This is a genomic window from Virgisporangium ochraceum, from assembly GCF_016863655.1.
Lineage (GTDB): Bacteria > Actinomycetota > Actinomycetes > Mycobacteriales > Micromonosporaceae > Virgisporangium > Virgisporangium ochraceum.
In genome coordinates, this window is record NZ_BOPH01000023.1 from 27,882 (window position 1) to 51,494 (window position 23,613).

Consider the following 23,613-nt stretch of genomic DNA (forward strand, 5'->3'; position numbering starts at 1 on the left):
GCTGACGCTCCGGGGCCGCAGTGTTGCCGGTCGATCAGCTGGTCGATCAGCTGAAGGTCACGTCACTGCACCACATGTAGGCCTGGTCGAGGTGCGAGGCCTGCCAGATGATGAAGAGGATGTGGTTGCCGGTGTAACCCGACGTCGAGACGTTGAACGAGATGTTCTGCGACGGTGCGTACCGCCCGGTCTGCGTGATGAAGTCGAGGTTGCCCCAGCCCAGACGCTGGGTCTGCGGGTTGAACCCCTGCTTGCTCACGTAGACCCGGAAGTAGTCGGCGCCGTGGCTGGCCTGGTCGTACAGCTGCACCGTGAAGTTGCGGCTGATGGGAGTGGTCTTCCAGGCACCGAGGTTGTTCAGGCTGTTGTTCCGCGACAGGTTGTTGCTGCACAGCGTCCCGTCGGGGGTACGGGCCTGGAACTGGGCACCGAGGCCGTCCCGCAGCGCGCTCATCCAGTTCCACATGGTGTCGGGGTTGGCCTGGAAGGCCTGCCAGCACATGGGGTCCTGCGTCTGCATGGCCGGGTTCATGTGCTGGCTGCCCCAGGTCTTCCAGCACTGGTAGGCGCGGGTCTGCGGGTTGATGATCGTGCCGTGGGCCTGGGCGGGGGCGACCCACGTCAGGATGCTGGCCATCGTGGCGAGCAGCACGACGAGTGCGGCGGCGGGCTTGCGGACAGCGGAGCGGGATCGCCGTCCGTCTAGGTCAGAATCGTGTGGACGCACGTACGTCCTCCATTCATCGGCGTACTGTGGGGGTGGGAGCGCTCCCACTGAGCATTGCATCTCAATGCCCTCATATCAACCGAGGTCTATGGATTTCGTGCCGCCCGAGCGCCCTGCCTCCCCGAAACAGCGGCCATGAGCAGGGAAGACGGCCAAATGCGCCAATCTGGAACCGTTCGAAACCGTGGGAACATCCACCGGGCCCGATATGGAAGTCTGTCACCGTGACGGAGCCGGTGCCAGGGGACGCGTTCGGAGATCTGCTGCGACACTGCTGGGCCGGCGGCGGCACGCCGGGCCGGTCGATCGAGATCGTCGAGCGCGACGACGGGTTCATCGGCGCCGGCGACGCCGCCCGCTACTTCGGCGGCGCCGACTCGTGGTCGCCGCGGGAGGCCGCGGTCCTCCCGCACGCGCGGGGACGGATCCTCGACGTCGGCTGCGGCGCCGGCCGGCTCATGGCCACCCTCCGCGAACGGGGCCTGGAGCCGGAGGGCATCGACCTCTCGCCGGGAGCGGTGCAGGTGTGCCGCGAGCGCGGGCTGACCGCCTCCGTCGGAAGCATCGACCACCCACCCGCCGGCCCGTTCGACACGTTCATGCTGTTCGGCAGCAACCTGTCCCTGCTCGGGTCGCCCACCCTGGCCCCCGCCCGGCTGGCGGCGCTCGCGGCCGTGGCGGCACCGGAGGCGCGGATCCTCGGCTCGTCCACCGACCCCTACCGCACGGCCGACCCGGTCCACACCGCCTACCACGCCAGCAACCGCGACCGGGGCCTGCCCGGCGGACGGCTGCGCCTGCGCGTGCGCCACGCCGACCGGGCGACCGACTGGTTCGAGTACTGGCTGCTCAGCGTCGCCGAACTGGAGGGCGTGCTGCGCGGGTCACCGTGGCGGCTCGACACCGTGGAACGGAGCGACGACGAACCGGTCTACGCGGTCGTGCTCACGTTGATTCACCCACAGCTTATATAAGCGCGAACTGAACAATGATGTAGGGTCGGCGGGTGACCGACGCGACGGTGTCCGACCTCATGGCCGAGCTCGCCACGCTCGACGACCCGAAGGTGCGGGCGGCCAACGGGAGACGCGGCGACGACCACGGCGTCAACCTGACCCGGCTGCGCGCGGTCGCCAAACGCCTGAAGACCCAGCAGGACCTGGCGCGCGGGCTCTGGGAGACCGGCGACACCGCGGCCCGCCTGCTGGCGCTGCTGATCTGCCGCCCGAAGGCGTTCGAGCGCGCCGACCTCGACGCGATGCTGCGCGCGGCCCGCTCCCCCAAGGTCCACGACTGGCTCGTGAACTACGTGGTGAAGAAGAGCCCGCACGCCGAAAGTCTGCGCCTGGCCTGGCTGGCCGACCACGATCCGGTGGTCGCGAGCGCCGGCTGGGCCCTGACCGTCGAGCGCGTCGCGAAGAGCCCGGAGGGCCTCGACCTGGCCGGGCTGCTCGACGTCATCGAGGCCGACCTGAAGGACGCGCCCGACCGCCTGCAGTGGGCGATGAACCACTGCCTGGCCCAGATCGGCATCGACCACCCCGGTTCACGCGCCCGCGCGGTCGACATCGGCGAACGCCTGGAGGTTCTGAAGGACCACCCCACACCGCCCGGCTGCACGTCGCCGTTCGCGCCGGTCTGGATCGCGGAGATGGTGCGCCGCCAGGCGTGACGGGTACGCCCTCGCGGACCGGGTAGACCGTACGTTGTGACGTTCGCCGACCGGGCGGAGGCGGGACGCGCGCTCGCGCGCCGCGTCGCCGCGCTGTCCCTGGAAGACCGGAGGGGGCCGCTCGTGCTGGCGCTCCCGCGCGGCGGCGTGCCGGTCGCGGTCCCGGTCGTCGCGGAGACCGGCGGGGAGCTCGACGTGGTCATCGCCCGCAAGATCGGGGCACCGGGGCAGCCGGAGCTGGGCATCGGGGCGTTGGCCGAGGACGGGCCGCCACTGGTCGACCGCGCCGCGATGGCCCACCTCGGCGTCACCGACGACGACCTCGCCCCGGTCGTCGGGCGCGAGCGGGCCGAGCTCGCCCGGCGGACCCGCCTCTACCGGGGTGACCGGCCGGCGCCGCGGGTCACCGGCCGCGCCGTGGTCGTGGTCGACGACGGGCTCGCCACCGGGGTCACCGCGGTCGCCGCGCTGCGGTGGGTGCGGGCCGGCGGCCCGTCCCGGCTGGTCATGGCCGTGCCGGTCGGCTCGCGGCCGGCGTGCGCCGCGGTGGCGCGGGTCGCCGACGACGTGGTCTGCCTCCGCACGCCCAGGCGGTTCCGGGCGGTGGGCCGCTGGTACCACGACTTCTCCCAGCTCACCGACGCCGACGTGGTCCGCGCGCTGGCCGGCTGACCGGTGTGCCGGTTTTGCGCCAGCCGGCATCGGGTAGCCCGTGAGTGCAGTCAATGAACAGCCCTGTCGATGCACCTCGGGGCTTCCCCTGGATACGAAGGACATTCTCATGCGTCGTCGCATCATCATGGCCATCGGCGCCGCCGCCGGTCTCGGGCTCGCCCTCACCGGGTGCGCCGAGGGCGGCACGCCCGGCGCGACCCCCAGCGGGTCCCCCGCGGGAAGCGGCTCGGCCTCGGCCGGCGGCCCGGTCGCGTCCTGCGTCGTCGGCTCGTGGCGCTCGACCGCGCTCACCGCCGACGCCGCCTCGCGGCGCAACAACGTCAGCGCGCAGCTCACCGGCGGCGCCGGGATCGGTGTGCGGATCGCCCAGAACGGCGCCACGAACATCGACTTCTCCAGCATGGAGCCGGTCAACTTCAGCGCGAAGGTCGCCGGTGCCGACGTCCGCGGGAAGTTCACGTACGCGGGCACCGCCTCGGGTCAGATCAGCACCGGTGCGGCGCCGGCCGGCACGTCCGCCACCCCGGCACCGAGCGGCTCCTGGGCGCCGGTCGGCGACCTGAACTGGGAGGCGACCCGGCTGACGCTCGACCTCACCCAGCCGGTGCAGGCGCGTCCGTTCGACAACACCCCGATCGGCCGGTACGTCGGTTCGGAGACCGGCAACGCGGTCGACATCGACCCGTTCTTCGACCAGGGCACCTACACCTGCAGCGGCGACACCCTGACCATCACGCCGGACAAGGAAGCCGACATCCCCTGGACCCTCAAGCGCACGTAGTCATCCACGGTCGCCGGACACGTAGGAACATCATCCGGGAAGTTCCTACGTGCCCGGTCGGCCCTCAACGGTCCAGGAACGCCAGCCGCGCGGTCTTGTGCGGCAGCACGACCCGGTCGCCGAACACGAAACCCAGGCGCCGCCAGCGTTTCAGGGCACGCTCGTTGCGGGCGTCGGGCTCCACGACGATCCGGGTGCGTCCCGGGTCCCGGAACACGAACCGCAGCAACGCATCCGCCACCGCGCCGGTGAACCCCGGAACGGGCGGCGACGCGGGCGCCAGGAACAGGTGGATGCCGAAGTCGCCGGGCCGCACCGGGTAGTACTCCCCGATCGGGTCGGCGTCGGGCTCGTAGGTCTGGAAGATGCCGACCGGGACGTCGTCGAGCCGCATCAGGTAGGCGTGGTGGGTGTCGAGGCTGTCGACGAAGCCGTAGACCTCGCGCACCTCGTCGAGCGTGTGGTCGGTCATGCCCCAGAACTCGGCCCGCGGTTCGGTGACCCAGCCGTGCACGAGGGGCGCGTCGGCCACCGGGTCGAGCCGGGTCAGCGTGAACCGGCCCAGACCGGCCAGGTCCTCGGAGTAGGCGGTCATCGCAGGTCACGCACCAGCATCCGGTGCGACCGCCAGCCCGGGAACGGCACCAGGTCGCCGACGTGCCGGAACCGCATCGCCTGCAACGCGCCCCACACGCGCGTGTTCGACTCGGCGACGGCCATCGACACCCGCTCCTCCGTCCGGCTCAGCAGCAGCTCGGTGATCATGCGGATGCCCAGCCGGTGGCGCTGGTACCCGGGCAGCACGAACGCCTCGCAGAGCGCGAACGTGCGGCCCTCCCACTCCGTCGTCACGCCGGGCTCGCCGGCCGAGGCGAGGTCGCGCCACCACAGCGTCCCGGCGGGGAGCGGGCAGCCCATCATCGCGCCCGCCAGCTCGTCACCGACGTATCCGACGGCGGCCGCGAACCCGGGCGCCTCCGCGGTCCAGCGCAGGCGGTCCCCGACGCTCGGGTGGCGGTGGTCGGTGAGGTGGAGGTCGGCGGCGTGCACCGTGCGGTAGACCGCCTCGAGCCCGTCGAGGTCGACGGCCCGGGCCAGGACAACCGTGCTTTCCATCGGCCACCTTCGGTGCTTGGTTTGGTAAGCCTTACCTAAGCAGAGGAGACCGGCCCGAGGCAAGGCTGTCCATATAACGGGAAAGTATTCCCGGATTTCGGGAAGCGAACCTACCGTCCCCTCATGGCTTCCGCTGTCTACACCCACGGCCACCACGAGTCCGTCCTGCGCTCGCACCGGTGGCGTACCGCCGAGAACTCCGCCGCCTACCTGCTGCCTCACCTGCGTCCGGGCCTGTCGCTGCTCGACGTCGGCTGCGGGCCCGGCACGATCACGGCCGACCTCGCCGACCGCGTGGCGCCCGGGCGGGTCACGGCGGTCGAGGTCACCGCGTCGGCGCTGGACCTCGCCCGGGCCGAGATCGCGCGCCGCGGCCTGACCACCGTCGACTTCGCGGTGTCCGACGTGCACGCGCTCGACTTCCCCGACGACACGTTCGACGTGGTCCACGCCCATCAGGTGCTGCAGCACGTGGCCGACCCGGTGCGGGCGCTGCGCGAGCTGCGCCGCGTGTGCCGTCCCGGTGGGGTGGTCGCCGTCCGCGACGCCGACTACGCCGGCTTCACGTGGTACCCGCGGCTGCCGGAGCTGGACGAGTGGATGGCGCTGTACCAGCGCACCGCCCGCGCCAACGGCGGCGAGCCCGACGCCGGCCGGCGCCTGCTGGCCTGGGCCCACGCGGCCGGCTTCACCGATGTCACCCCGGGCGGCAGCGTGTGGTGCTACGCCTCGCCGGAGGACCGCCAGTGGTGGGGCGGCCTGTGGGCCGACCGGATCCTGAAGTCCGACCTGGCCCGCGTCGCGCTCGCGAGCGGCGACGCGACGGAGGCCGACCTGCGCCGCATCTCCGGGGCCTGGCGCACCTGGGCCGCCGACGACGACGGCTGGCTGACCATCCTCAACGGCGAGATCCTCGCGCGCGCCTGACCGCCGGCCCAGGGCGCGGGCGGCGGGCGCGGGCCGTGTCAGGCACGCGCGGTGGCCGACGGTGTCGAGGCCAGCGCGAGCTCGACGAGCGCGTCAGCGGCCGCCCCGGCGCCGCCGGCGGCCCGGAACGAAGCGCCGATCCGGGCCGCGGCGGCAGCGTACGCCGGGTCACCGAGCACCGTGTCGACGGCCGCGGCCACCTGTGCCACCCCCGCGCGGGCGAACCGCAGCCGCACTGCCGCGCCGGCGGCGACCACCTGGGCGGCGACCGCGGGCTGGTCGTCGCGGATCGGGGCCACCACCAGCGGGATCCCGTGCCACAACGCGTCGCAGGCGGTGTTCTGGCCGCTGTGACAGATCACCAGGCTGGTCCGGCGCAGCACCGCGAGGTACGGGATCCACCGGACCGTCCGCACGTTCCCGCCGAAGGCGGCGTCCGGCCCGCCGAAGGCGGCGTCGTTCCCGTCGCGGGCGGCGTCGCCGAGGACGCCGTCCGGGTCGACCACCAGCGTGTCGAGGTCGGTGCGCGCGGACAGCGCCTCGGCGCACACCCGCAGGAAGCGCTCGCCGGCCGCGCCGTTGGCCGTCCCGAGCGTCACGACGACCAGCGGGCGCCCGCGGTCCCAGGGCGGCGTCCAGTCGTGGTCACCCGCCTCGGTGAGCGTCGGACCGACCCAGCGCACGTTCTCCGGGACCGACACCGGCCGCACCAGGTCGGGGGTCGTGTACGCGAGCACCAGCGACGGCGACCAGCGCGGGTCCGGCTCGGCGGGGCACGCGTCGGCCAGCCGTCGCGTGACCCAGGCGGCGATACCCGCCGGCAACGGCTCGACGAGCTCCGCCGTGGTCGGCGCCGAGGTCGCCCACGGCACGCCGGCCAGGTGCGCGGCGGCGCCGCCCGCCCAGGTGTGCTGGTCGGCGAGCACGAGGTCGGGCCGGTACCGCTCGATGGCCGACCGCACGCCGGGGAGCATCTCCGTCGCCAGGGGCACCAGGTACCCGTCCACGAGGAACTGGAACGCCGCCGGCCCGCGGAGGTCGGGCGGGCGCAACGACGTGTCGGCGAACCGCGGCGACGCGCAGTCGAACACCGTCGCGTCGGGGCCGAACCGCTCCCGCAGCCACCCGCCCGCGCCGGCCCACGCCACCTCGTGGCCGTCGGCGACGAGCCGGTCGGCGACCCCCCGCATCGGCGCGAGGTGACCGAACAGCGGCGCCACCACGAACAGGAACCTCACGGCACCGCCACCGCCGCCCGATCGGCCAGCCACGGCAGCACGGCCGCCCGGACGCGGTCCGGCGCGGTCACCAGGACCAGGTGGCCCTGGTCCGCGACGACCTCCACCGTGCACCGCCGCAGCAGCGGCACCAGGTGCGCAAGCTCGCCGTGCAGGTCCGACCGGCCGCCGACGACCAGCAGCACCGGCGCGTCGACCGCCCGGATCTCGTCGGCGGTCATCAGGCCCTCCGGACGCACGACGTCGGCGCCGATCGTGGTGGTCCCGGTCAGGATCCGGCCCGACGCCACCAGCTTGCGGGTCAGCTCGGGGTGCCGGTCGGTGTCGTCGCCGTCGTCGCGCGTGACGTCGTGCAGGACGCGGGCGATGCGCGTGCACCACGCGGCGGTCGGTGGCTCGGACTCGATGACGACCAGCGACGCCACCGACCCCGGGTGACGGTGGGCGTAGCGGAACGCGACGGTGCCGCCGAACGAGTTGCCGACCAGGTGCACCGGACCGGCGATCCCGAGCCCGGTGACGACCCCGTGCAGGTCGTCGACGGCGGCGTCGAGCGTGTACCCGCTCGCCGGCCGGTCGCTGCGGCCGTGCCCGCGCAGGTCGTAGGTCACCACGTCGAAGCCCAGCCCGTGCACCGGGCCGGCGAGCGTGAAGTGGAAGTCGGCCATCGACCCGGTCATCCCGTGCACGAACACCAGCGGCGGCCCGTCGCCGGCCAGCCGCTGGACGTGCAGCCGCACGCCGTCGACCGTCACGTAGGCCATGTCAGCGGCCGCCGGTCAGGTGGTCGACCAGGTCGCCGACGCGCAGCGCGATGATCTCCTGGAGGCTCAGCTCCGCCAGGAACGCCGGCAGGTTCGCGGCGGGGCCGTAGCGCTCGGTCAGCCGGGTGCCGAGCACCACGAGGTCGATGCTCTCGAACGCGAGGTCCTCCTGGAACGACGTCTCCCGGGTGATCGGCACGTCGAGGTCGGGCTCGTCGAGCACCTCGCGGATCAGGTCACCTATCTCGGTGAGGACGTCGGTGCCGGTCTGCACGCGGGTCACCTCTCGCTCGCGGGTGGGGTCCAGGCGACGACGTAGCGCCGCCCGTCGTAGGTCAGGTCGGTCACGCGCACGAGGACGTCGCGCACCAACAGGTCGTCGCCGAACACGCCGGTGATCTCCAGGTCGTCTGCCGCCCCGCCTTCCGCCCCGCCCATGGCCCGGGCGGCGGCGCCCTTCGCGGCCCGGAACCGCGCGGTGTCGGCCGTTGTGCCGGTCCCGCTCACCTCGACGACGTCAATGCCGATGGGACCGGCGGAGCGCACGATCGCGACACCGACCTCGCCGGCGTGGGCGAGGGAGACGGCGAGCTCAGGCAGGGTCCGGTCGAACCGTCCACGCACCCATGGCCGACCGTCGTCCTCCTCCACCGTCAGCTCGGCGGGGAAGACCTCGCCCGCCGGTTCGCGGTCGCGGACCAGGCCGCGGACGGCGTCCTTGACGGCGACCCGGCCGAGCAGCCACCGCCGGCGCCGCTGCGGGGGCTGCCGCTCGTAGGCGTCCCACTCGTCGCGGGTCAGGTACGTGCGGGCCATCAGCTCGCGGCTGGCCAGGTCGGGCCAGGCCTCGCCGACCCAGCACCAGCCCTCGGCCTGCCGGCGGGCCAGCAGCTCCGTGCCGGCGCCGCGGTCGACCGCCTGGACCTCGGGGCCGTACGCGAACCGGCGCAGCTGCCAGCCGTCGGCCTCGGCCCACACCGTGCCGTCGGCGCGGACCAGTTGCAGCGCGGCGACCACGGTCGTCGCGGTCACCGTGAGGACGCGGGCGTGGCACGTGACCCGCTCGCCGACCGGCGGTTCGGGCGAGTACGTCCGCAGCTCCCCGATCCGGACCGGGAACGTGCGGTTGTCCTCCTCGCACTCCTCCAGCACCCAGTAGCCGACGAGCTGGCCGGCCGCGTCGAGCAGCCCACCGGGAGCGTCGGGCACGGTCAGCTCCCCGACGACGTGGTCGGGCCCGATCGAGTCGATGCCCGTGATGCCGCGGTATCCGGGGCCGTGGAACATCCAGCGCCGGTCGTACACCTCGCGCGCGGTGAGGAGCGGTGCCCGCCCGGAGACGGTGGGCCAGCGCGCCGGCGGTGGCGGGTACGCCTCGTCGAGGTCCACCGTCGCCCGGGCGTACCCGCGCACGACGACGGCCATCCGGGCCGCGCTCACGCGGGTCCCCTCGAACGTGACCCGGACCGGCGGCTCGACCGCGAGCCAGCGCTCGAACCTGGCCTCCCGCACGGCGACCGCGACGCGGCCGGGCGCGCTGTCGCGGGCGAAGTCGGCCAGCTGCCGGACGAGCTCGGTGGCCGGCACGACCGGGAAGCCGTCGTAGGGGTCGGGCCAGTTGGCGGGCACCGAGAAGAAGGTGTGGTCGCGGAGGTAGGGCATGGCGCCCAGCGACATGTCCCGGGTCTGGGTGCGGACCGGCACCTCGCGCCGGGGTTCCGGTGCGGTGGACCGGGACCGGGTGGCGGTCAACACCGCCAGCGCGGCCTCCTCGGCCTCCGCCACCATCGCCGCGATGCCCGTGTGCGCCACACGCGGCGCCGCCGGGACCGGGCCGGCCGCTTCCGGCCTCACCGGGGCCAGGCCCGCCGCTCCCGGGCCGAGCGAGACCAGCGGGCTGCCGAGCGCCAACCGCACCCGCTCCCGCCGCGACGCCACCGCTCCGAGCAGCTCGTCGCCCACCCGCGCGCCCTCGACCCACAGCGCCGCCAGTACCCGGGTGAGCTGCCCGAGCCCCGTCTGCCGCGGCGAGCTGGCGGCGACCGCGAGATGCTCGCGCCCCCGCAGCACGTCGTGGACCAGCGACGCCAACTGCCCGACCCCGACCTGGACGAACGCCCGCACCCCGGTCTCGTACAGCCGCTCGACCAAGGGCCGGAAGCGCACCGGCTCCAGCAGGTGACGCGTGTGCAGCGCCCGCACGTCGGCGGGGTCGTCCGGGTACGGCGCGACGGTGGTGGCCGACCACACCGGCTCGCGCCACGGCCGCGGCTCCAGACCGGCGGCCGCGTGGGCGAACCGGTCGAGGTACGGCCGCAGGCGCGGCGTGTGGAAGCCCGACCGGAACGGCAGGACCTGCCCGAGGACGCCGTCGGCGCGCGCCGCGGCCAGCACCCGCTCGACCTCGACGGCCGGACCGCAGACGACGCTCTGGTGCGGCGAGTTGTCGTGGGACACGGTCACGGTGGTGCCGGCCAACCGGCGGGCCGCCGCACCGGCGGGTTCGCCGAGGACGCCGAACACCACGTCCGGCACCTCGCGGGCGGCGTCGGCGAACGCGGCCAGCACCGGCTCGATCTCGGCCTCGGTGTAGCCGGCCGCGATGCCGGTCGCGGTCCACTCGCCGATCGAGTGGCCGGCGAGCACGTCGGGACGCACGCCGTGCGCGCGCAGCGCGGCGTCGAGGAGCCGGCCGACCCAGAGCACCGCGGAGCCCTGCCGGAACAGGCTCTCCGTCCCCAGGTCGGGCACCGGCCAGCCGAGGTGCGCGGCGACGTCGGACACGCGCGGGTCGAAGTCGGCCTCCAGACCCGGGTACAGGAAGGCGATCCGGCCGCCGTCGAGCAGCGGACGGGGGCTGAACCAGATGTCCTGGCGGCCCCGCCACGGCCGTCCGGCGGCCAGTACCCGGCGGGCGGTCGCGAGCGTGCGCTCCGTCGGGGCCACGACGGCGATCCGGCACGGGCCGTCGGAGGAAGGCCGGCCGTCGGACGGGTGCCGGTGGTCGAGCCGGTCGGCGAGGTCGGCGACGGTCGGCGCCGCGAGCCGCAGCACCGGCTCCGGCTCCCGCACGCGGACCGGACGCGTCGCCCGCGGTTCGCCCTCGAGCACCACATGCGCGTTGATCCCGCCGAAGCCGAACGCGTTGACCGCGGCCCGGCGCACGCCGTCCGGCCACTCCCGCGCGGTGTCGATCGGCCGGAACCGGGTGGCCGCGAGGTCGGGGTGCGGGTCGTCGCAGTGCAGCGTCGGCAGCAGCATGCCGTGGTGCACGGCGAGCGCGGCCTTGATGAACCCCGCGATCCCGGCCGCCGGCATCGTGTGCCCGATCATCGACTTCACCGAGCCGAGCACGGCGGGCGCGCCGGCACCGAACACCTCGCGCAGGGTGGCCAGTTCGGCCGTGTCGCCGGCGGGGGTGCCGGTGCCGTGCGCCTCCAGCAGGCCGATCGACCCGGGTGCCGCCGCGTCGAGACCGGCCGCCGCCCAGGCCTGCCGCAGCGCCTCGACCTGCCCGCCGGTGCCCGGGTGCATGAGACTGGCACCGCCGCCGTCACTGGCGACGCCGGTGCCCCGGACGACCGCGTACACCCGGTCGCCGGCGCGACGGGCGTCGGCGAGCCGTTTCAGGACCACCACCCCGGTGCCCTCGCCGATCAGCAGCCCGTCGGCCGACCGGTCGAACGGCCGGATCGCACCGGAGCCGCTCACCGCGCCGAGGCGGTCGAACACGGTCCACAGGCCCGGTTCGTGCGCGTGGTGCACGCCGCCGACGAGCACCGCGTCGCAGCGTCCCCGGTTCAGCTCGCCCACGGCGTGGTCGATCGCCACGAGCGACGACGCGCACGCCGCGTCGACGGTGTACGCCGGTCCGCCGAGGCCGAGCCGGTTCGCGATCCGCGACGCGGTCAGGTTCGGCACGAGCCCGATCTCCGCACCGCGCGAGGGCGGGTCGAGCCGCGCGAGGAACGCCTCACGCACGCGCTGCCGGGTCCCGTCGTCGAAACCCAGCTCCGCGAGCAGGTGCGCGACCTGGTGCACGGTGCGGGTGCGCAGGTCCATCCGGGCCATGCCCGCGGTGAAGTACCCGCCGCGGCCCAGGATCACGCCGACCCGGCGGGGGTCGCCGAGCGGGCCGGCGTCGGCGAGCGCCGCGGTCGCCACGTGCAGCGCGATCAGCTGGTCGGGCTCGGTGTGCGGCAGCGCGGCCGGCATCACGCCGAGCGCGGCGGCGTCGACCGCGGCGAGGTCGCCGAGGAACCCGCCGCGTCCGGCCGGGAACACGTCGGCGGTCAGCCCGTACGACGCCGGCACGGGCGTGATGCAGTCGACCCCGCCGACGAGGTTGCGCCAGTACGTGTCCAGGTCGGGCGCGCCGGGCAGCAGCACCGACATCCCGACGACGGCCACCGGTTCCATCGGGCTCACCAGCCGGGCGCCGCGTACACGACCGACGTCAGCGCCGGATCGCCCCAGGCCAGCTCGTGCAGCAGGCCGACGGCGCCGCGCACCGGGTCGATCAGGCGCACGCCCTGGCGTGCGAAGCGCTCGGCCAGCTCGGGCGTCACCATGCCGCCGCCGGTCGGCGCCCACGGTCCCCAGTGGACGGTCAGGCAGCGCCGCCCGGTGTCGGCGGCCCAGCGTCCGCCGAGTTCGGCCATCGCGTCGTTGGCGGCGGCGTAGTCGCACTGGCCGCGGCTGCCGAGGACCGACGCGATGCTGCCGAACAGCGTCACGAACCGGGGACCTTCGGGCAGGTCGCCCAGCGCATCGAGCAGGTTCCGCGCTCCGTCGACCTTCGTGGCGAACACCCGCCGGAACGACTCCGGTGACTTGTCGGCCAGCAACCTGTCCTCGATGACGCCGGCGGCGAAGATGACGCCGTCGAGCCGGCCGTGCCGCGCGTACACGTGCTTCACCAGGCTGTGCACCGCTTCCGCGTCGGTGACGTCGACGGGGGTGTACCAGGCGTCGCGGCTGACGGCACGCAGCCCGTCGAGCGTCCGGGTCACCTCGCGGCGGGCGAGCGCGGCCCGCGCGCGGGCGTCGACCGCGGCGGCCGGCAGCCCGGGCTCGCGCGCGGCCAGCACCGCGCGCAGCCCGGCGAGGTCGACGGCCGCGGCCAGTTCAGAATCTTCGGGACCGGCGGGCAGCAGCGTCCGGCCGGCGACCGCGACCCGGCACCCGCTCGCCGCGGCGAACTGCCGCGTGACGACCGACGTGATCCCCCGTGCCCCGCCGACGGCGAGCAGGACCGACTGCGGCCCCAGGCCGATCGCCGCCGCGGCGTCCGCCGTCGCGGCGGCCGGTTCGAGCGGACGTGCGGACGTGGTGCAGATGAGCCGCTCGGATCCCAGCCGTGCCACGGGTTCGGAGTCCCGGACGGCCAGTTCGGCGAGCACGGCGCCGGCCGTCGCCGCCGCGGAGCGTCCCGGCTCGACGGCCACCAGCCGCGCGATCGCCTCGGGACGCTCGCGCCGCAGCGACCGGAAGAACCCGGCCAGCCCGTCGGCGCGCGGGTCGCCGTCGGCGACGACGACGAACACCCCCGAGCCGGTGAGCGCCGCGTCGCGGAGCACCGGGAACCACTCCGGCAGGAACGCCGGCTCGTCGTCGTCCGCCGCGCCGAGCGCGTCGAGCAGGACCAGGTCGTCGGCCGGCTCGTCGGGCCCGACGACGGTGGCCGCGCACCTCTCGATCAGCAGCCGCGCCAGCTCCGCGCCGACCGAGGCGCCCACCGACGCGTCGGGCCCGGTGCCGATCGGGCTGACCGCGATCCGCCGGCCGGCGAGGTCGGCCAGCCGCCCGGCGACCGGAGACGGCGTCCACGTGACCGTGAGCCGCTCGACGGCGGGGTCCGGCTGGAGGTCGGGTCCCGGTGCCGGTTCGGATCCCGCTTCCAGGGCCGGTTCCGGTGCCGGCTCCGGCCGGCCGGACCGGGCGTCGAGCCAGCCGGCGATCGCGACGGCCGTGCGCATCCGGGCCAGCTCCTCGATCTCCGAGTCGGCCAGCTGCGCCGCCATCGCACCGGCCGTGGCGCCGGCCAGCTCACCGATGATCTCGGTGCGCTTGATGGAGTCGATGGAGAGGTCGGCCTCCAGGTCGAGGTCCGGCTCGACGAGGTCCAGCGGGTATCCGGTGCGGTCGCTGATGACCTGGCGCACCCTGTCCACTGTGGACCGGGTGTCCTCCACCGGTGCCGGGCCGGCCTGGTGCGGGATCTCCGGGACCGGCGCCGGCGCGGGCTCCACGACGCGCGGCGGTGCGGGCGCGGTGCCGAGGTAGGCCAGCATGACCTCGCGCTGGGCGGCGATGAACTCGCGCGTGGTGCGCAGGTAGTCGCCGATCAGGTCGTCCGACGACGCGGTCACCGCCGGGGTCAGGTCGACCGGTCGGGGCGTGGTGACGCCGCCGGGCAGGAACGCGCCGTCGGCGGTGCGCACGGCGTGCCCGTCGACCGTCCACCGTGGAGCGACGGCCGGCGGGGCGGCGGCGAGGTCGACCGCGTCGCGGCCGCGGAACAGCCGGTCCGGACGCACCGGGACGCCGGCCAGCGCGAGGTCGGCCAGGGCCCGCAGCGCGCCGGGCAGCCCGCCGCCGGCCCGCTCGAAGTTCACCACCGTGTGCGGCCGGCCCTCGAGTGTCGCGCCCACGAGTCCACTGAGGACGGTGCCCGGCCCGCACTCGACGAACACGCGCGCGCCGGCCGCGTACATCGCCTCGACCTGCTCGCCGAAGCGCACCGGCGCACCGATCTGCTCGGTGAGCTCGAACGCGATCTGGCCGGCGTCGTCGGGGTACGGCCGCGCGGTGCGGTTCGACCACACCGGCACCGAGGGGGCGCGCAGCGCCACCCGCGCCACCGCCGCGCCGAAGGCGGCACCGGCGCCGGCGACGAGCGGGCTGTGGAACGCGCCCGCCACGTCGAGCGCGGTGACCCCGATCCCCCTGGCCCGCAGCCGTTCCACGGCCGACGCGACCGCGCCGGTGGCGCCGGACACCACCACCTGCCGGGGCGCGTTGAGGTTGGCGACCACCACGCCGGGGATCCCGGTCAACGCGTCGAACACCGTCTCCGCCCCGGCCTGGACGGCGGCCATGGTGCCGGGATCCCCGCCGACCGCGCCCAGGATCGCCGCCGCCCGCTCCGTGCTGAGCGCGGCCAGGTCGGCGGCCGGTACCGCGCCGGCGGCGGCGAGCGCGACGAGTTCGCCGTAGCTGTGCCCGGCGACCATGTCGGGCGCGACACCGGCCATCGCGAGGAAGCGGTGCGCGGCGAGGCCGGCCGCGCCGAGGGCGGGCTGGGCGTGCCGGGTGTCGCGCAGCAGGTCGCGCTGGCGGCGCTCGGCGTCCGGGTCGAACGCGGCGCCCGGGTAGAGCGCGGCGGCCCAGTCGCCACGCGGGTCGACGAGGTCCTGCAGTTCGGGGAACGCGACGAGCAGCGGCGCCAGCATCCCGACGCGCTGGCTGCCCTGTCCCGGGAACAGGAACGCGACCGGCGGGCGGTCGGCGGGCTCCCGGACCGTCACCGTGTCCAGTTCGGACACCAGCTCGTCCACTGTGGACGCCACGACCGCGGCGACCGCGACCCCGCCGGCCCGGTCGAGCCGCACCGCCGCCGTGCGGGCGAGGTCGCGCGGCCGCACCGGTCCGCCGGAGACGGCGCGGTCGCGCAGCCAGGCGGCGTCGGCCGCCGACGCGAACAGGAACAGCTCGGCCGGCCACGCGTCGTACCCGTGCCGGGGCGGCGCGTCCCCGCCGCCGGTGAGCACCGCGTGGAAGTTGGTGCCGCCGAAACCGAAGCCGCTCACCGCGGCCACGCGTCCACCGGCCGGCTCAGGCCACGGCCGCGCGGTGCGGTCGAACGCGAACGGGCTCTCCGACGCCGACCACTCCGCGTGCGGTTCGGCCAGGTGCGTCGTCGGCGGGCGGACGCCCACGTGCAGCGCCAGCGCCGCCTTGATGACCCCGGCCACGCCGGCCGCGCACTTGGTGTGGCCGATCTGCGACTTCACCGAACCGAGCGCCACCGTGCCGGGTGCGCTTCCCGCGAACACGGCCGTGAGTGTCGCCAGCTCGGTGCGGTCGCCCACCGCCGTGCCGGTCCCGTGCGCCTCGACCAGGCCGACGTCGGCCGGCGACACCCGCGCCTGCGCGTAGGCCCGTTCCAGCGCGGTCCGCTGCCCCTCGGGTCGCGGCGCGGTCAGCCCGCGGGCCCGGCCGTCGCTGGCGCTGCCGATCCCCCGGATCACCGCGTAGACCCGGTCGCCGTCGCGGCGGGCGTCCGCGAGGCGCTTGAGCACCAGGCAGCCAACGCCCTCGCCGAGCGCGATCCCGTCGGCCGACCGGTCGAACGGCCGCGACCGGCCGGTGGGCGACAGCGCGCCCACCGAGGCGAAGAGGCGGTAGTCGTAGACGCCGTTGTGGGTGTCGGCGCCGCCGCAGAGCACGAGGTCGGCGGTGCCGGCCACCAGTTCGCGGCACGCCACGTCGAGCGCGGCCAGCGAGGACGCGCACGCGGCGTCCACCGTGAAGTTCGACCCGCCGAGGTCGAGCCGGTTCGCGATCCGTCCCGCGATGACGTTCGCCAGCACGCCGGGGAACGTGTCCTCGGTGAACGCGGGCAGCTGTTCGTCCACTGTGGACGGTATCGTCGACAGGTAGCCCGGCAGCGTCGCGCGCATCATGGCCGCGCTCGACAGCTCGCCGCCCGACTCGGCCCCGAACACCACCGACGCGCGCGACCGGTCGAAGGAGCGCCCGTAGTCGGCCAGCGCCCGCGCGGCCACCTCCAGCGCCAGCAGCTGCACCGGCTCGATCGCGGCCAGCGACGCCGGCGGGATCCCGTACGCCAGCGGGTCGAACGGCACGCGGGGCAGGAACCCGCCCGCCGCCGACGCCATCCCGTGCCGCGCCGGATCCCACCGCTCCGCCGGCACCGGGGTCACCGAGTCGACGCCGGCCAGCACGTTGGACCAGTACGTGGCGGTGTCCGGCGCGCCGGGGAAGATCCCGGCCAGCCCCACGATCGCGACGTCCAGCGGCTCCGGCGGTTCCGGCGCGCCCGCCGTCGTCGTGAGCGGCCGTGCGGCCGCCCGTGAGGCGAGCCACGCCTTGGCCCCGGCGGTCACCTGGGTGTGCAGGTCGGCCACGGTGGTCACCCGGTCGCGCAGCACCGCGACCTGGCCGGCCATGAACAGGCCCTCGTCGCGCTGGACGGTCTCGTCGACGCGTTCCAGCCGCGCCCCGTCCCGGCGGATGCCCTTGCTGGCGATCCGGAGCCGCCCGAGGTTCAGGCGCTCCAGCTCCTCCCACATCTCCCGGTCGGGCGTGCCCGCGGCTCGGAGCCTGTCGCGGGTCCCGTTGAACTCTTCCGTGTAGGGCGAGGTGACGCACCGGGTGAGGTGGCCGGGCGCGGTCTCCAGCACGGCGGTGGACCGCGCGCCGCGCAGCTCGCGCTGGAACGTCGCACCGATCGCGCCGGTCTCGACGGCCTCCTCGGTGAACAGGTAGGCGGTTCCCATGAGCAGCCCGACGCCCGCACCCCGCGCGGTCAGCGGCGCGGCGAGCGCGGCGACCATCGCCGCCGACCGGGCGTCGTGGATGCCGCCGGCGAAGACGACGTCGACCGTGGTGCCGGGGTTGCGGTCGAGGTGGTCGACCAGGATCGGCAACTGCGCCTGCCACAGGCAGAAGCTCGACCGCGGTCCGATGTGGCCGCCGCACTCGGCGCCCTCGAACACGAACCGGCGCGCCCCGGCGGCGAGGAACTGTTCGAGCAGACCGGGCGACGGCACGTGCAGGAACACCGAGATGCCGACGTCCTCCAGCGCCGCCGCCTGCGACGGCCGTCCGCCGGCGATGACCACCGCGGTCGGCCGGGTGGCCCGGATCGCGTCGAGCTGGGCCGACCGCACCTCCTCCGGCGCGAACCCCAGGATGCCCGCCGCCCACGGCCGCCCGTTCACCTTCCGCGCCGTGTCGGCGAGCAGCGTCCGGCTGGACTCGCCGTCGGCCAGCGACAGCGCCACGCACGGCAGCCCACCGGCCGCGGCGACGGCGGCGGCCAGGGCCGGCCGGTCGCTCACGCGGGTCATCGCGCCCTGCACCACCGGAAGCTGAAGCCCCAGCCGGCGAGCGAACGGCGCCGACGCCTCCAGCGCCTGTACGGCCAGCTCACCGGTCGCGGCGGCGATCGCGAGGTCGACGGCCCGCACGGTCGACGCCACATCACCGGTCGCGACGCCCGCCGCGGGAGCGTCCGACACGGCGCCCCACCCGGCGGCGGCCGCGGCGAGGAACAGGTCCTGGCCGGCCGGCACGTCACGGGTCGCGCCGCGCGGCCGCCACACCCGGCGGCCGTCGCGGACCACGGTCCCGGTGCCGTCGGCGGTGGCCAGCGCCGCGGCCAGGTCCGGTGGCGGGGTCGCCTCGTCGAGCAGGGCGAGCGCGCTGTCGAGCACCACCCCGGCCGCGCCACCGGCGACGGCGGCCGCCGCGGTGTGCGGGCCGATCCCGCCCCACGCCCACACGGGGACCGGCACCGCACCGAGCACCTGCTGCAGCAGGACGAACGTGGTCAGCTCACCGGCAGCTCCGCCAGCCTCGCTGCCCCGGGCGAGCAGCCCGTCGGCGCCGGCGGCGACCGCGGCGACCGCCTGCGCCGCGTCGGTAACCTCCACGAGCACGGTGCGGCCGCCCGCAACGACGGCCGCCCACTCGGCCAGATCATGCGGGACCACGAGCAGGTCGACCGTGTCCGGCAGCGCGCCGAGGAGCCCGGCCGGCGGGTCGGACCCCAGCCGCACCCCGAACGTGCCCGGCACCCAGCGGGCGGCGCGCGCCAGCTCGTCCTCGGCGCGCTGGTCGTGCCCGGTCAGATCGAGGACCCCGGTGGCTCCCGCGGCGCGCAGTGCCGCCACGAGGCGCGCGTCCGGCAGCCCGAACGGGGTCACTCCGATGATCGTTCCGAGCGTCATTGACCTGTGACCTCCCCTGGTCGGCGGCGCGCCCGCTCGCACCACCCTCGGGGAAGTAACGCTCGTTTTGTCCACTTTGTTACGGCCGAATGCGGCCCCGGCACGCGGCAGGGCGGGCTCGGCCTCCCGCCTGCTGGGCCGGCGCGTTGCCGGGCGGCGTGGCGTGCTCACCGATCGACTCCCGAGTGGCTCGCGCGCCCACGCGCGTCTTCTCAGGTCTGGAGTTGCGCGACGGCCCGACGCAGCGCGACCGCCCGCGACCGCGGAGTGCGGGCCTTGAGCATCGGCAGGAACAGCGAGTACCGCTCGCTGCGGCCGAGGCCGTCGAACGCGGCCCGCGCCCGGTGGTCGCGCGCGAGTTCCGCGAGAAGATCCGGCGGGACCGGCGCGGAGCGCTGCGGCGCGTACGCCGCGTCCCAGCGCCCGTCGGCCTTGGCGGCGGCGACCTCGGCCCGGCCGCCGGCGCGCATCCGCCCGGCGGCCTCGAGGGTGGCGACCCGGTCGACGTTGACCTGTGACCACGGGCTGCCCGCCCGGCGCGGCGAGAACCGTTGGAGAAAGCGCTTTCCGTCGAGCCGGCGGCGGTGGCTGTCGATCCAGCCGTGGCAGATCGCGATGTCGCCGGCCTCGGCGGCGGTCAGGCCCGGGGTGCCCTTGCGGGCCACGGCGACCCACACCTCGCGCTCGCCGGGGTGCGCGGCGAGCCAGCGGTCGAAGGCATCGACGTCGGTGAAGGTCATCATTGTCCCTTCACCTCCACGTAGTGCGGGTTGTACATGACGCCGAACAGGTTGCCGAACGGATCGACCACCGTCGCCGTGACGAAGCCGGCACCACGGTCGGCCGGCGGCTCGTGCCCGGTGGCACCCATCGACAGAAGTCGCTCGAAGGCGCCGTGGACGTCGTCGACGTGCCAGTACACGACCACGCCGCCCGGGCCCTGCTCAATGCGCCCCGGCGGGCGGTAGCGGCTGTCGATCAGCCCGAGCTCGTCCAGGTCGTCGCCCAGCCGCCATTCGGCGTAGCCGTCGCGCAGGAAGTACGGCTCGGCGCCGATCAGCTCGGAGTACCAGTCCTTCGCGGCGTTCCAGTCGTCGGCCCAGTAGGAGACGTTCGCCAAACCCCTCAGTTCGCTCATGTGGACAACGCTAGGAGGGGTTGAGGAAGGTTAGATTCCTCAAATGCTGGAGACTTCGGTTCGACTCCTACGCCTGCTCTCGCTTCTGCAGCAGCGCCGGGAATGGACAGGCGCCGAGCTCGCGTCGCGCCTCGAGGTGACCACCCGCACGGTCCGCAACGATGTGGACAAGCTGCGCCAGCTCGGATACCGCATCGACTCGTCCACCGGCCCGACGGGCGGCTACCGGCTCGGCTCCGGCACCGCGATGCCGCCGCTGCTCCTCGACGACGACGAGGCGGTCGCCGTCGCGGTCGGGCTGCGCGCGGCGGCGGCCGGGTCCGTCACCGGCATCGAGGACGTCTCACTGCGGGCGCTCACCAAGCTCGAACGCACGCTCCCGTCGCGGTTGCGGCCCCGCGTGGACGCGCTGCGCACGGCCACGGTGTCGGCGGCCGGCGGTGGGCCGACCGTCGATCTGGAAACACTGTCCACAGTGGCGAACGCCGCTCACAACCGAGAGCGGCTGCGCTTCTCCTACGCCGGGCACGACGGGACGGTCAGCGTCCGGGACGTCGAGCCGCACACGCTCGTGTACACCGGCCGCCGCTGGTACCTGCTCGCCTGGGACACCGACCGGCGCGACTGGCGCACCTTCCGCGCCGACCGGGTCACCCCGCTGCCGCCGACCGGCGACGCGTCGGCCGCCGCACGGAGGTTCGTGCCGCGCGAGCCGCCCGGCGGGGACGCGGCCGCGCACGTGCTGCGCGGCGTGGTGTCGGCGCCGTGGCCGTACAAGGTGCGGGTCCGGCTGCGGGCGCCGGCGTCCGTCGTGGTCGAGCGGACCACACCGACCTCAGGCCGCGTGACCGACCTCGGCGACGGGACCTGCGAACTGGTGACCGGCTACGACTCGCTGGCCGACCTGACCACGTACCTGACCGGGTTCGAGGTCCCGTTCACCGTGCTCGAACCGCCCGAGCTCCGGGAGTTCCTCCGCGAGCGGGCCCGCCGCTACCTCGACGCGTCCTCCTGACGGCTCGCGTCGGCGAGCACCGCCTCCAGGGCGGGAATGTGGTCCAGGTCGTCGGCGTCGACCTCGATCACCGGGGTGTCGAGGCCGACCCGGTGGACGGTCAGCCCGTCGTCGTCGACCTCGACCCGGTCGACGTCGCCCCAGGGCACGGTGCCGGCCAGGTCGGTGCCGATGCCCCGCGGTCCGATCCGGACGTCGCCGAACTCCAGCTCCTCGCCGGCGGCGAAGCGGGCCCGGTGGTTGCGGATGATCCCGGGCAGCACCGCCTCCTCGATCGCCTCGGCGAGGGGACCGGTGTCGTGGAACTCGCTGTGGATCTCCAGCGGCACCCGGGCGGTGGTGAGGATGTAGTGGGAGTGGTAGGTGCGCTCGTCGGGCGTCCCGAGCAGGCGGGCCTCGTTCTCGTCGAGGTGGTCGACCGTGTGGTCGTAGTCGTCCACCTCGTTCCAGGCCACGACCTCCGGATGCAGGTCGCCCATGACGATCACGAGGCCGCCGGTGTACTGGTAGAGCCGGCGCAGCCGTTTGCGCCGGCGGTGCTCCCAGACCTGCCGGGCGAAGATGATCGTCAGGGGCAGGCCCAGGGCCAGGCCCGCCCAGGAGACCCAGCCGTGGGTCAGCGCGCCGAGCGTCAGCACGACGGGACCGAGAGCGGCGACGTACGGGTTCAACGTGGTGTTGACGTCCCGCGCCGACATCCGCAGGGTGCCGGCGTACCGGTACTCCCGGATCAACGTGCCGAGCCCGTGGTCGTGCGCCACGTCGGCGACGTCCTCCGGTACCTCGACGTGCCCCTCGTCGTCCACCTACCGATCACAGCACCCGCGGGGTGCGGAATGTGCCACTTTGGCCGATGGTGAGCACGACCTTCGCGCGCGCGTGCTCCTCCTCCAGGTAGCGGATCGCGTCGGACGCCGCGCTGAGCGGGTAGGTCCGGTCGATCGCCGGAACGACCGTGCCCGCTTCGAGGAGCGCGGTCAGCGCGTCGAACTTCTCCCGGGCCGGTTTCGGCTGCGGCGTGAGGATCCGGTGGCGCCGGCTGAACCTCGCGGCCAGCGACCCGCGGATGAACAACCCCATGGGACCCACGAGGCTGCCGCCGGTCGACGTCCCGCCGCCCGACAGCACCAGGGTCCCGCCGTCCGTAACGCACCGGCGCAGATCCTTCAGCGACCGGTTGCCGACGAGGTCGAGGACGACGTCGTACCGTCCACTGTGGACAAAGTCCTCCCGTGCGTAGTCGACGACGTGCCCGGCACCCAGGCTCCGGACCAGGTCGACGTTGCGGGTGCTGCACACCCCGGTCACGTCGGCACCGAGCGCGCGGCCGATCTGCACGGCGAAGGTCCCCACGCCGCCCGAGGCGCCGTTGACCAGGAGCCGTTGTCCCGCGACGACCTTCGCCTCGTCGCGCAGGCACTCCAGCGCGGTGTTGCCGGCCAGCGGAACCGCCGCCGCCTGTTCGTGGGTGAGGTTCGCCGGCATGACGCCGACGAGGCGCCGCGGCGCGCGCACGTACTCGGCGAACGCGCCATCGACCTCCCCGTAGACGTCGTCGCCCTCCTTCAGGTCGGTGACGCCCGTACCGACGGCGACGACCGTGCCGGCGAAGTCGGTACCGACGACCCGCCCCCTCGGCGCGCGCAGCGACATGCCGGGCGTGAGGCGGGCGACGTACGGGTCGCCCCGCATCAGGTGCCACTCGCGGGCGTTCAGCGACGCGGCGCGCACCGCGACGAGGACGTCGTCCGGCCCGGGCGTGGGCGTCGGCGCCTCGCCGTAGGAGAGCACCGCTCCCGGTGCGCCGTACCCGTTCTGGATGACCGCCTTCATCGCGCCGCTCCCATCAGAGTCCTCCGGTGTGCCCTTCCACGGATGGCGACCTCCGCCACCGCGAGATTGATCAACCAGCCGGCGAGCATCGCGAACGCCTTGCCGGTCCGGTCGACCGGACCTGTCGCGGCGATGAACACCGCGTGGGTGAACGCCTGCGTGCCGGCGCCGAGCCCGATCGCGTAGCCCCGGACCATCCAGGCGCGGTGGCCCGCGAAGTCACGCCGCCGGACGGCGACGGCACCGAGGACGACGGCCACGGCCATCGCGGTGCCGAACACCAGGCGGAACACCGTGACCAGCGTGCCCACATCGTCGGGCCGGGGAAAGAACACGGTGAGCCACAGCCCCGACAGCGCCGCGCCGAGCCCCGCCGGCACCAGGATCCGGCCGGTGACCCGGTGCCACGCCGGCCGCGCCATGCCGGTGCCCCGCCGGGGCAGGAACTGGAACGCGCCGAGGACGCAGAACACCGTGACCGTGACGATGTGCACCACGACCGGTACCGGGTCGGCGGCGAACCGCTCGTCGCCGGGGCCGGCGGCGGCGCCGGTCGACAGCTGCGTGACGCGGAACGCGCCGGCCGCCACCGGCACCGCGCTCAGCAGGAGCAGCCCCGTGGGGATGAGCCAACGTCGTGTCATACCGACGATCGTGCTGCGCCGTCGGCGCCGGATCATCGGAGCGGAGGCCGGCCGGACACCCACCGATGGACGGGGACGGCTCCCGTACTTTCGGCGGCCCGGCG

The 23,613-nt window shown here is 74.8% G+C and carries 19 protein-coding genes; 6 read left to right on the forward strand and 13 right to left on the reverse strand.

What is annotated here, in order from left to right:
• Nucleotides 1-46: 46 nt before the first annotated feature.
• Nucleotides 47-727, reverse strand: coding sequence for a lytic polysaccharide monooxygenase (locus Voc01_RS10410; RefSeq protein ID WP_239160093.1), 681 nt, complete (start codon nt 725-727; stop codon nt 47-49).
• 224 nt (nt 728-951) lie between these two features.
• Between Voc01_RS10410 and Voc01_RS10415 the strand changes: the two genes are divergently transcribed.
• The 4 genes from Voc01_RS10415 (at nt 952) to Voc01_RS10430 (ending at nt 3,855) form a co-directional block, all read left to right on the forward strand.
• The gene (locus tag Voc01_RS10415; protein ID WP_203927121.1) at nt 952-1,701 is read left to right on the forward strand and encodes a class I SAM-dependent methyltransferase; all 750 of its coding nucleotides are present in this window, start codon (nt 952-954) and stop codon (nt 1,699-1,701) included.
• A 32-nt stretch (nt 1,702-1,733) separates the two neighbouring features.
• Nucleotides 1,734-2,399: a DNA alkylation repair protein gene (locus tag Voc01_RS10420; RefSeq protein WP_239160094.1), complete on the forward strand. Its 666-nt coding sequence runs from the start codon at nt 1,734-1,736 to the stop codon at nt 2,397-2,399.
• 36 nt (nt 2,400-2,435) lie between these two features.
• Nucleotides 2,436-3,071: a phosphoribosyltransferase gene (locus Voc01_RS10425; RefSeq protein WP_203927122.1), complete on the forward strand. Its 636-nt coding sequence runs from the start codon at nt 2,436-2,438 to the stop codon at nt 3,069-3,071.
• A 109-nt stretch (nt 3,072-3,180) separates the two neighbouring features.
• Nucleotides 3,181-3,855, forward strand: coding sequence for a hypothetical protein (locus Voc01_RS10430; RefSeq protein ID WP_203927123.1), 675 nt, complete (start codon nt 3,181-3,183; stop codon nt 3,853-3,855).
• Nucleotides 3,856-3,919: 64 nt separating this feature from the next.
• Here the strand turns inward: Voc01_RS10430 and Voc01_RS10435 are convergent, their stop codons facing one another.
• Both Voc01_RS10435 and Voc01_RS10440 read right to left on the reverse strand, forming a co-directional pair.
• Nucleotides 3,920-4,450: a GNAT family N-acetyltransferase gene (locus tag Voc01_RS10435; protein ID WP_203927124.1), complete on the reverse strand. Its 531-nt coding sequence runs from the start codon at nt 4,448-4,450 to the stop codon at nt 3,920-3,922.
• Nucleotides 4,447-4,971, reverse strand: coding sequence for an N-acetyltransferase (locus Voc01_RS10440; RefSeq protein ID WP_203927125.1), 525 nt, complete (start codon nt 4,969-4,971; stop codon nt 4,447-4,449). The genes Voc01_RS10435 and Voc01_RS10440 overlap by 4 nt, the downstream gene beginning before the upstream one ends.
• A gap of 123 nt (nt 4,972-5,094) precedes the next feature.
• On the opposite strand from Voc01_RS10440, the gene Voc01_RS10445 reads away from it, so the two are divergent.
• The gene (locus Voc01_RS10445; RefSeq protein ID WP_203927126.1) at nt 5,095-5,898 is read left to right on the forward strand and encodes a class I SAM-dependent methyltransferase; all 804 of its coding nucleotides are present in this window, start codon (nt 5,095-5,097) and stop codon (nt 5,896-5,898) included.
• Between the two features lie 38 nt (nt 5,899-5,936).
• On the opposite strand, the gene Voc01_RS10450 is transcribed toward Voc01_RS10445, so the two are convergent.
• From Voc01_RS10450 to Voc01_RS10480, 7 genes are all read right to left on the reverse strand, one after another.
• The gene (locus Voc01_RS10450) at nt 5,937-7,136 is read right to left on the reverse strand and encodes a glycosyltransferase (RefSeq protein WP_203927127.1); all 1,200 of its coding nucleotides are present in this window, start codon (nt 7,134-7,136) and stop codon (nt 5,937-5,939) included.
• On the reverse strand, nt 7,133-7,891 hold the full coding sequence (locus Voc01_RS10455) for an alpha/beta fold hydrolase (protein WP_203927128.1): 759 nt from the start codon (nt 7,889-7,891) through the stop codon (nt 7,133-7,135). The genes Voc01_RS10450 and Voc01_RS10455 overlap by 4 nt, the downstream gene beginning before the upstream one ends.
• A gap of 10 nt (nt 7,892-7,901) precedes the next feature.
• A complete protein-coding gene (locus Voc01_RS10460; RefSeq protein ID WP_203927129.1) occupies nt 7,902-8,174 on the reverse strand; it encodes an acyl carrier protein in 273 nt (90 codons plus the stop codon).
• 5 nt (nt 8,175-8,179) lie between these two features.
• Nucleotides 8,180-12,319 carry a beta-ketoacyl synthase N-terminal-like domain-containing protein gene (locus tag Voc01_RS10465; protein ID WP_203927130.1) on the reverse strand — a complete coding sequence of 1,380 codons (4,140 nt, stop codon included), beginning with the start codon at nt 12,317-12,319 and terminating at the stop codon, nt 8,180-8,182.
• Nucleotides 12,320-12,324: 5 nt separating this feature from the next.
• A complete protein-coding gene (locus Voc01_RS10470) occupies nt 12,325-18,879 on the reverse strand; it encodes a type I polyketide synthase (protein ID WP_203927131.1) in 6,555 nt (2,184 codons plus the stop codon).
• 212 nt (nt 18,880-19,091) lie between these two features.
• The gene (locus Voc01_RS10475; protein WP_239160095.1) at nt 19,092-19,619 is read right to left on the reverse strand and encodes a YdeI/OmpD-associated family protein; all 528 of its coding nucleotides are present in this window, start codon (nt 19,617-19,619) and stop codon (nt 19,092-19,094) included.
• A complete protein-coding gene (locus tag Voc01_RS10480; RefSeq protein ID WP_203927133.1) occupies nt 19,619-20,017 on the reverse strand; it encodes a VOC family protein in 399 nt (132 codons plus the stop codon). Before Voc01_RS10480 ends, Voc01_RS10475 begins: the two co-directional genes overlap by 1 nt.
• 43 nt (nt 20,018-20,060) lie before the next feature.
• On the opposite strand from Voc01_RS10480, the gene Voc01_RS10485 reads away from it, so the two are divergent.
• A complete protein-coding gene (locus Voc01_RS10485) occupies nt 20,061-21,032 on the forward strand; it encodes a helix-turn-helix transcriptional regulator (RefSeq protein WP_203927134.1) in 972 nt (323 codons plus the stop codon).
• Here Voc01_RS10485 and Voc01_RS10490 read toward each other — a convergent pair.
• The 3 genes from Voc01_RS10490 to Voc01_RS10500 are packed head-to-tail and all read right to left on the reverse strand — an operon-like array spanning nt 21,011 to nt 23,509.
• The gene (locus Voc01_RS10490) at nt 21,011-21,838 is read right to left on the reverse strand and encodes a DUF6585 family protein (protein WP_203927135.1); all 828 of its coding nucleotides are present in this window, start codon (nt 21,836-21,838) and stop codon (nt 21,011-21,013) included. The genes Voc01_RS10485 and Voc01_RS10490 overlap by 22 nt on opposite strands.
• A gap of 7 nt (nt 21,839-21,845) precedes the next feature.
• The gene (locus Voc01_RS10495; protein WP_203927136.1) at nt 21,846-22,865 is read right to left on the reverse strand and encodes an NAD(P)-dependent alcohol dehydrogenase; all 1,020 of its coding nucleotides are present in this window, start codon (nt 22,863-22,865) and stop codon (nt 21,846-21,848) included.
• A complete protein-coding gene (locus Voc01_RS10500; protein ID WP_239160096.1) occupies nt 22,862-23,509 on the reverse strand; it encodes a DUF2306 domain-containing protein in 648 nt (215 codons plus the stop codon). The genes Voc01_RS10495 and Voc01_RS10500 overlap by 4 nt, the downstream gene beginning before the upstream one ends.
• Between the last annotated feature and the right edge of the window lie 104 nt (nt 23,510-23,613).

Excerpts from the sequence above, each read along its gene's own strand:
- Voc01_RS10445 (WP_203927126.1), top strand. The coding sequence starts at position 5,095 with ATGGCTTCCGCTGTCTACACCCACGGCCACCACGAGTCCGTCCTGCGC.
- Voc01_RS10435 (WP_203927124.1), bottom strand. The coding sequence starts at position 4,450 with ATGACCGCCTACTCCGAGGACCTGGCCGGTCTGGGCCGGTTCACGCTG.
- Voc01_RS10480 (WP_203927133.1), bottom strand. The coding sequence starts at position 20,017 with ATGAGCGAACTGAGGGGTTTGGCGAACGTCTCCTACTGGGCCGACGAC.
- Voc01_RS10475 (WP_239160095.1), bottom strand. The coding sequence starts at position 19,619 with ATGACCTTCACCGACGTCGATGCCTTCGACCGCTGGCTCGCCGCGCAC.
- Voc01_RS10465 (WP_203927130.1), bottom strand. The coding sequence starts at position 12,319 with ATGGAACCGGTGGCCGTCGTCGGGATGTCGGTGCTGCTGCCCGGCGCG.
- Voc01_RS10500 (WP_239160096.1), bottom strand. The coding sequence starts at position 23,509 with ATGACACGACGTTGGCTCATCCCCACGGGGCTGCTCCTGCTGAGCGCG.
- Voc01_RS10440 (WP_203927125.1), bottom strand. The coding sequence starts at position 4,971 with ATGGAAAGCACGGTTGTCCTGGCCCGGGCCGTCGACCTCGACGGGCTC.
- Voc01_RS10485 (WP_203927134.1), top strand. The coding sequence starts at position 20,061 with ATGCTGGAGACTTCGGTTCGACTCCTACGCCTGCTCTCGCTTCTGCAG.
- Voc01_RS10470 (WP_203927131.1), bottom strand. The coding sequence starts at position 18,879 with ATGACGCTCGGAACGATCATCGGAGTGACCCCGTTCGGGCTGCCGGAC.
- Voc01_RS10430 (WP_203927123.1), top strand. The coding sequence starts at position 3,181 with ATGCGTCGTCGCATCATCATGGCCATCGGCGCCGCCGCCGGTCTCGGG.
- Voc01_RS10495 (WP_203927136.1), bottom strand. The coding sequence starts at position 22,865 with ATGAAGGCGGTCATCCAGAACGGGTACGGCGCACCGGGAGCGGTGCTC.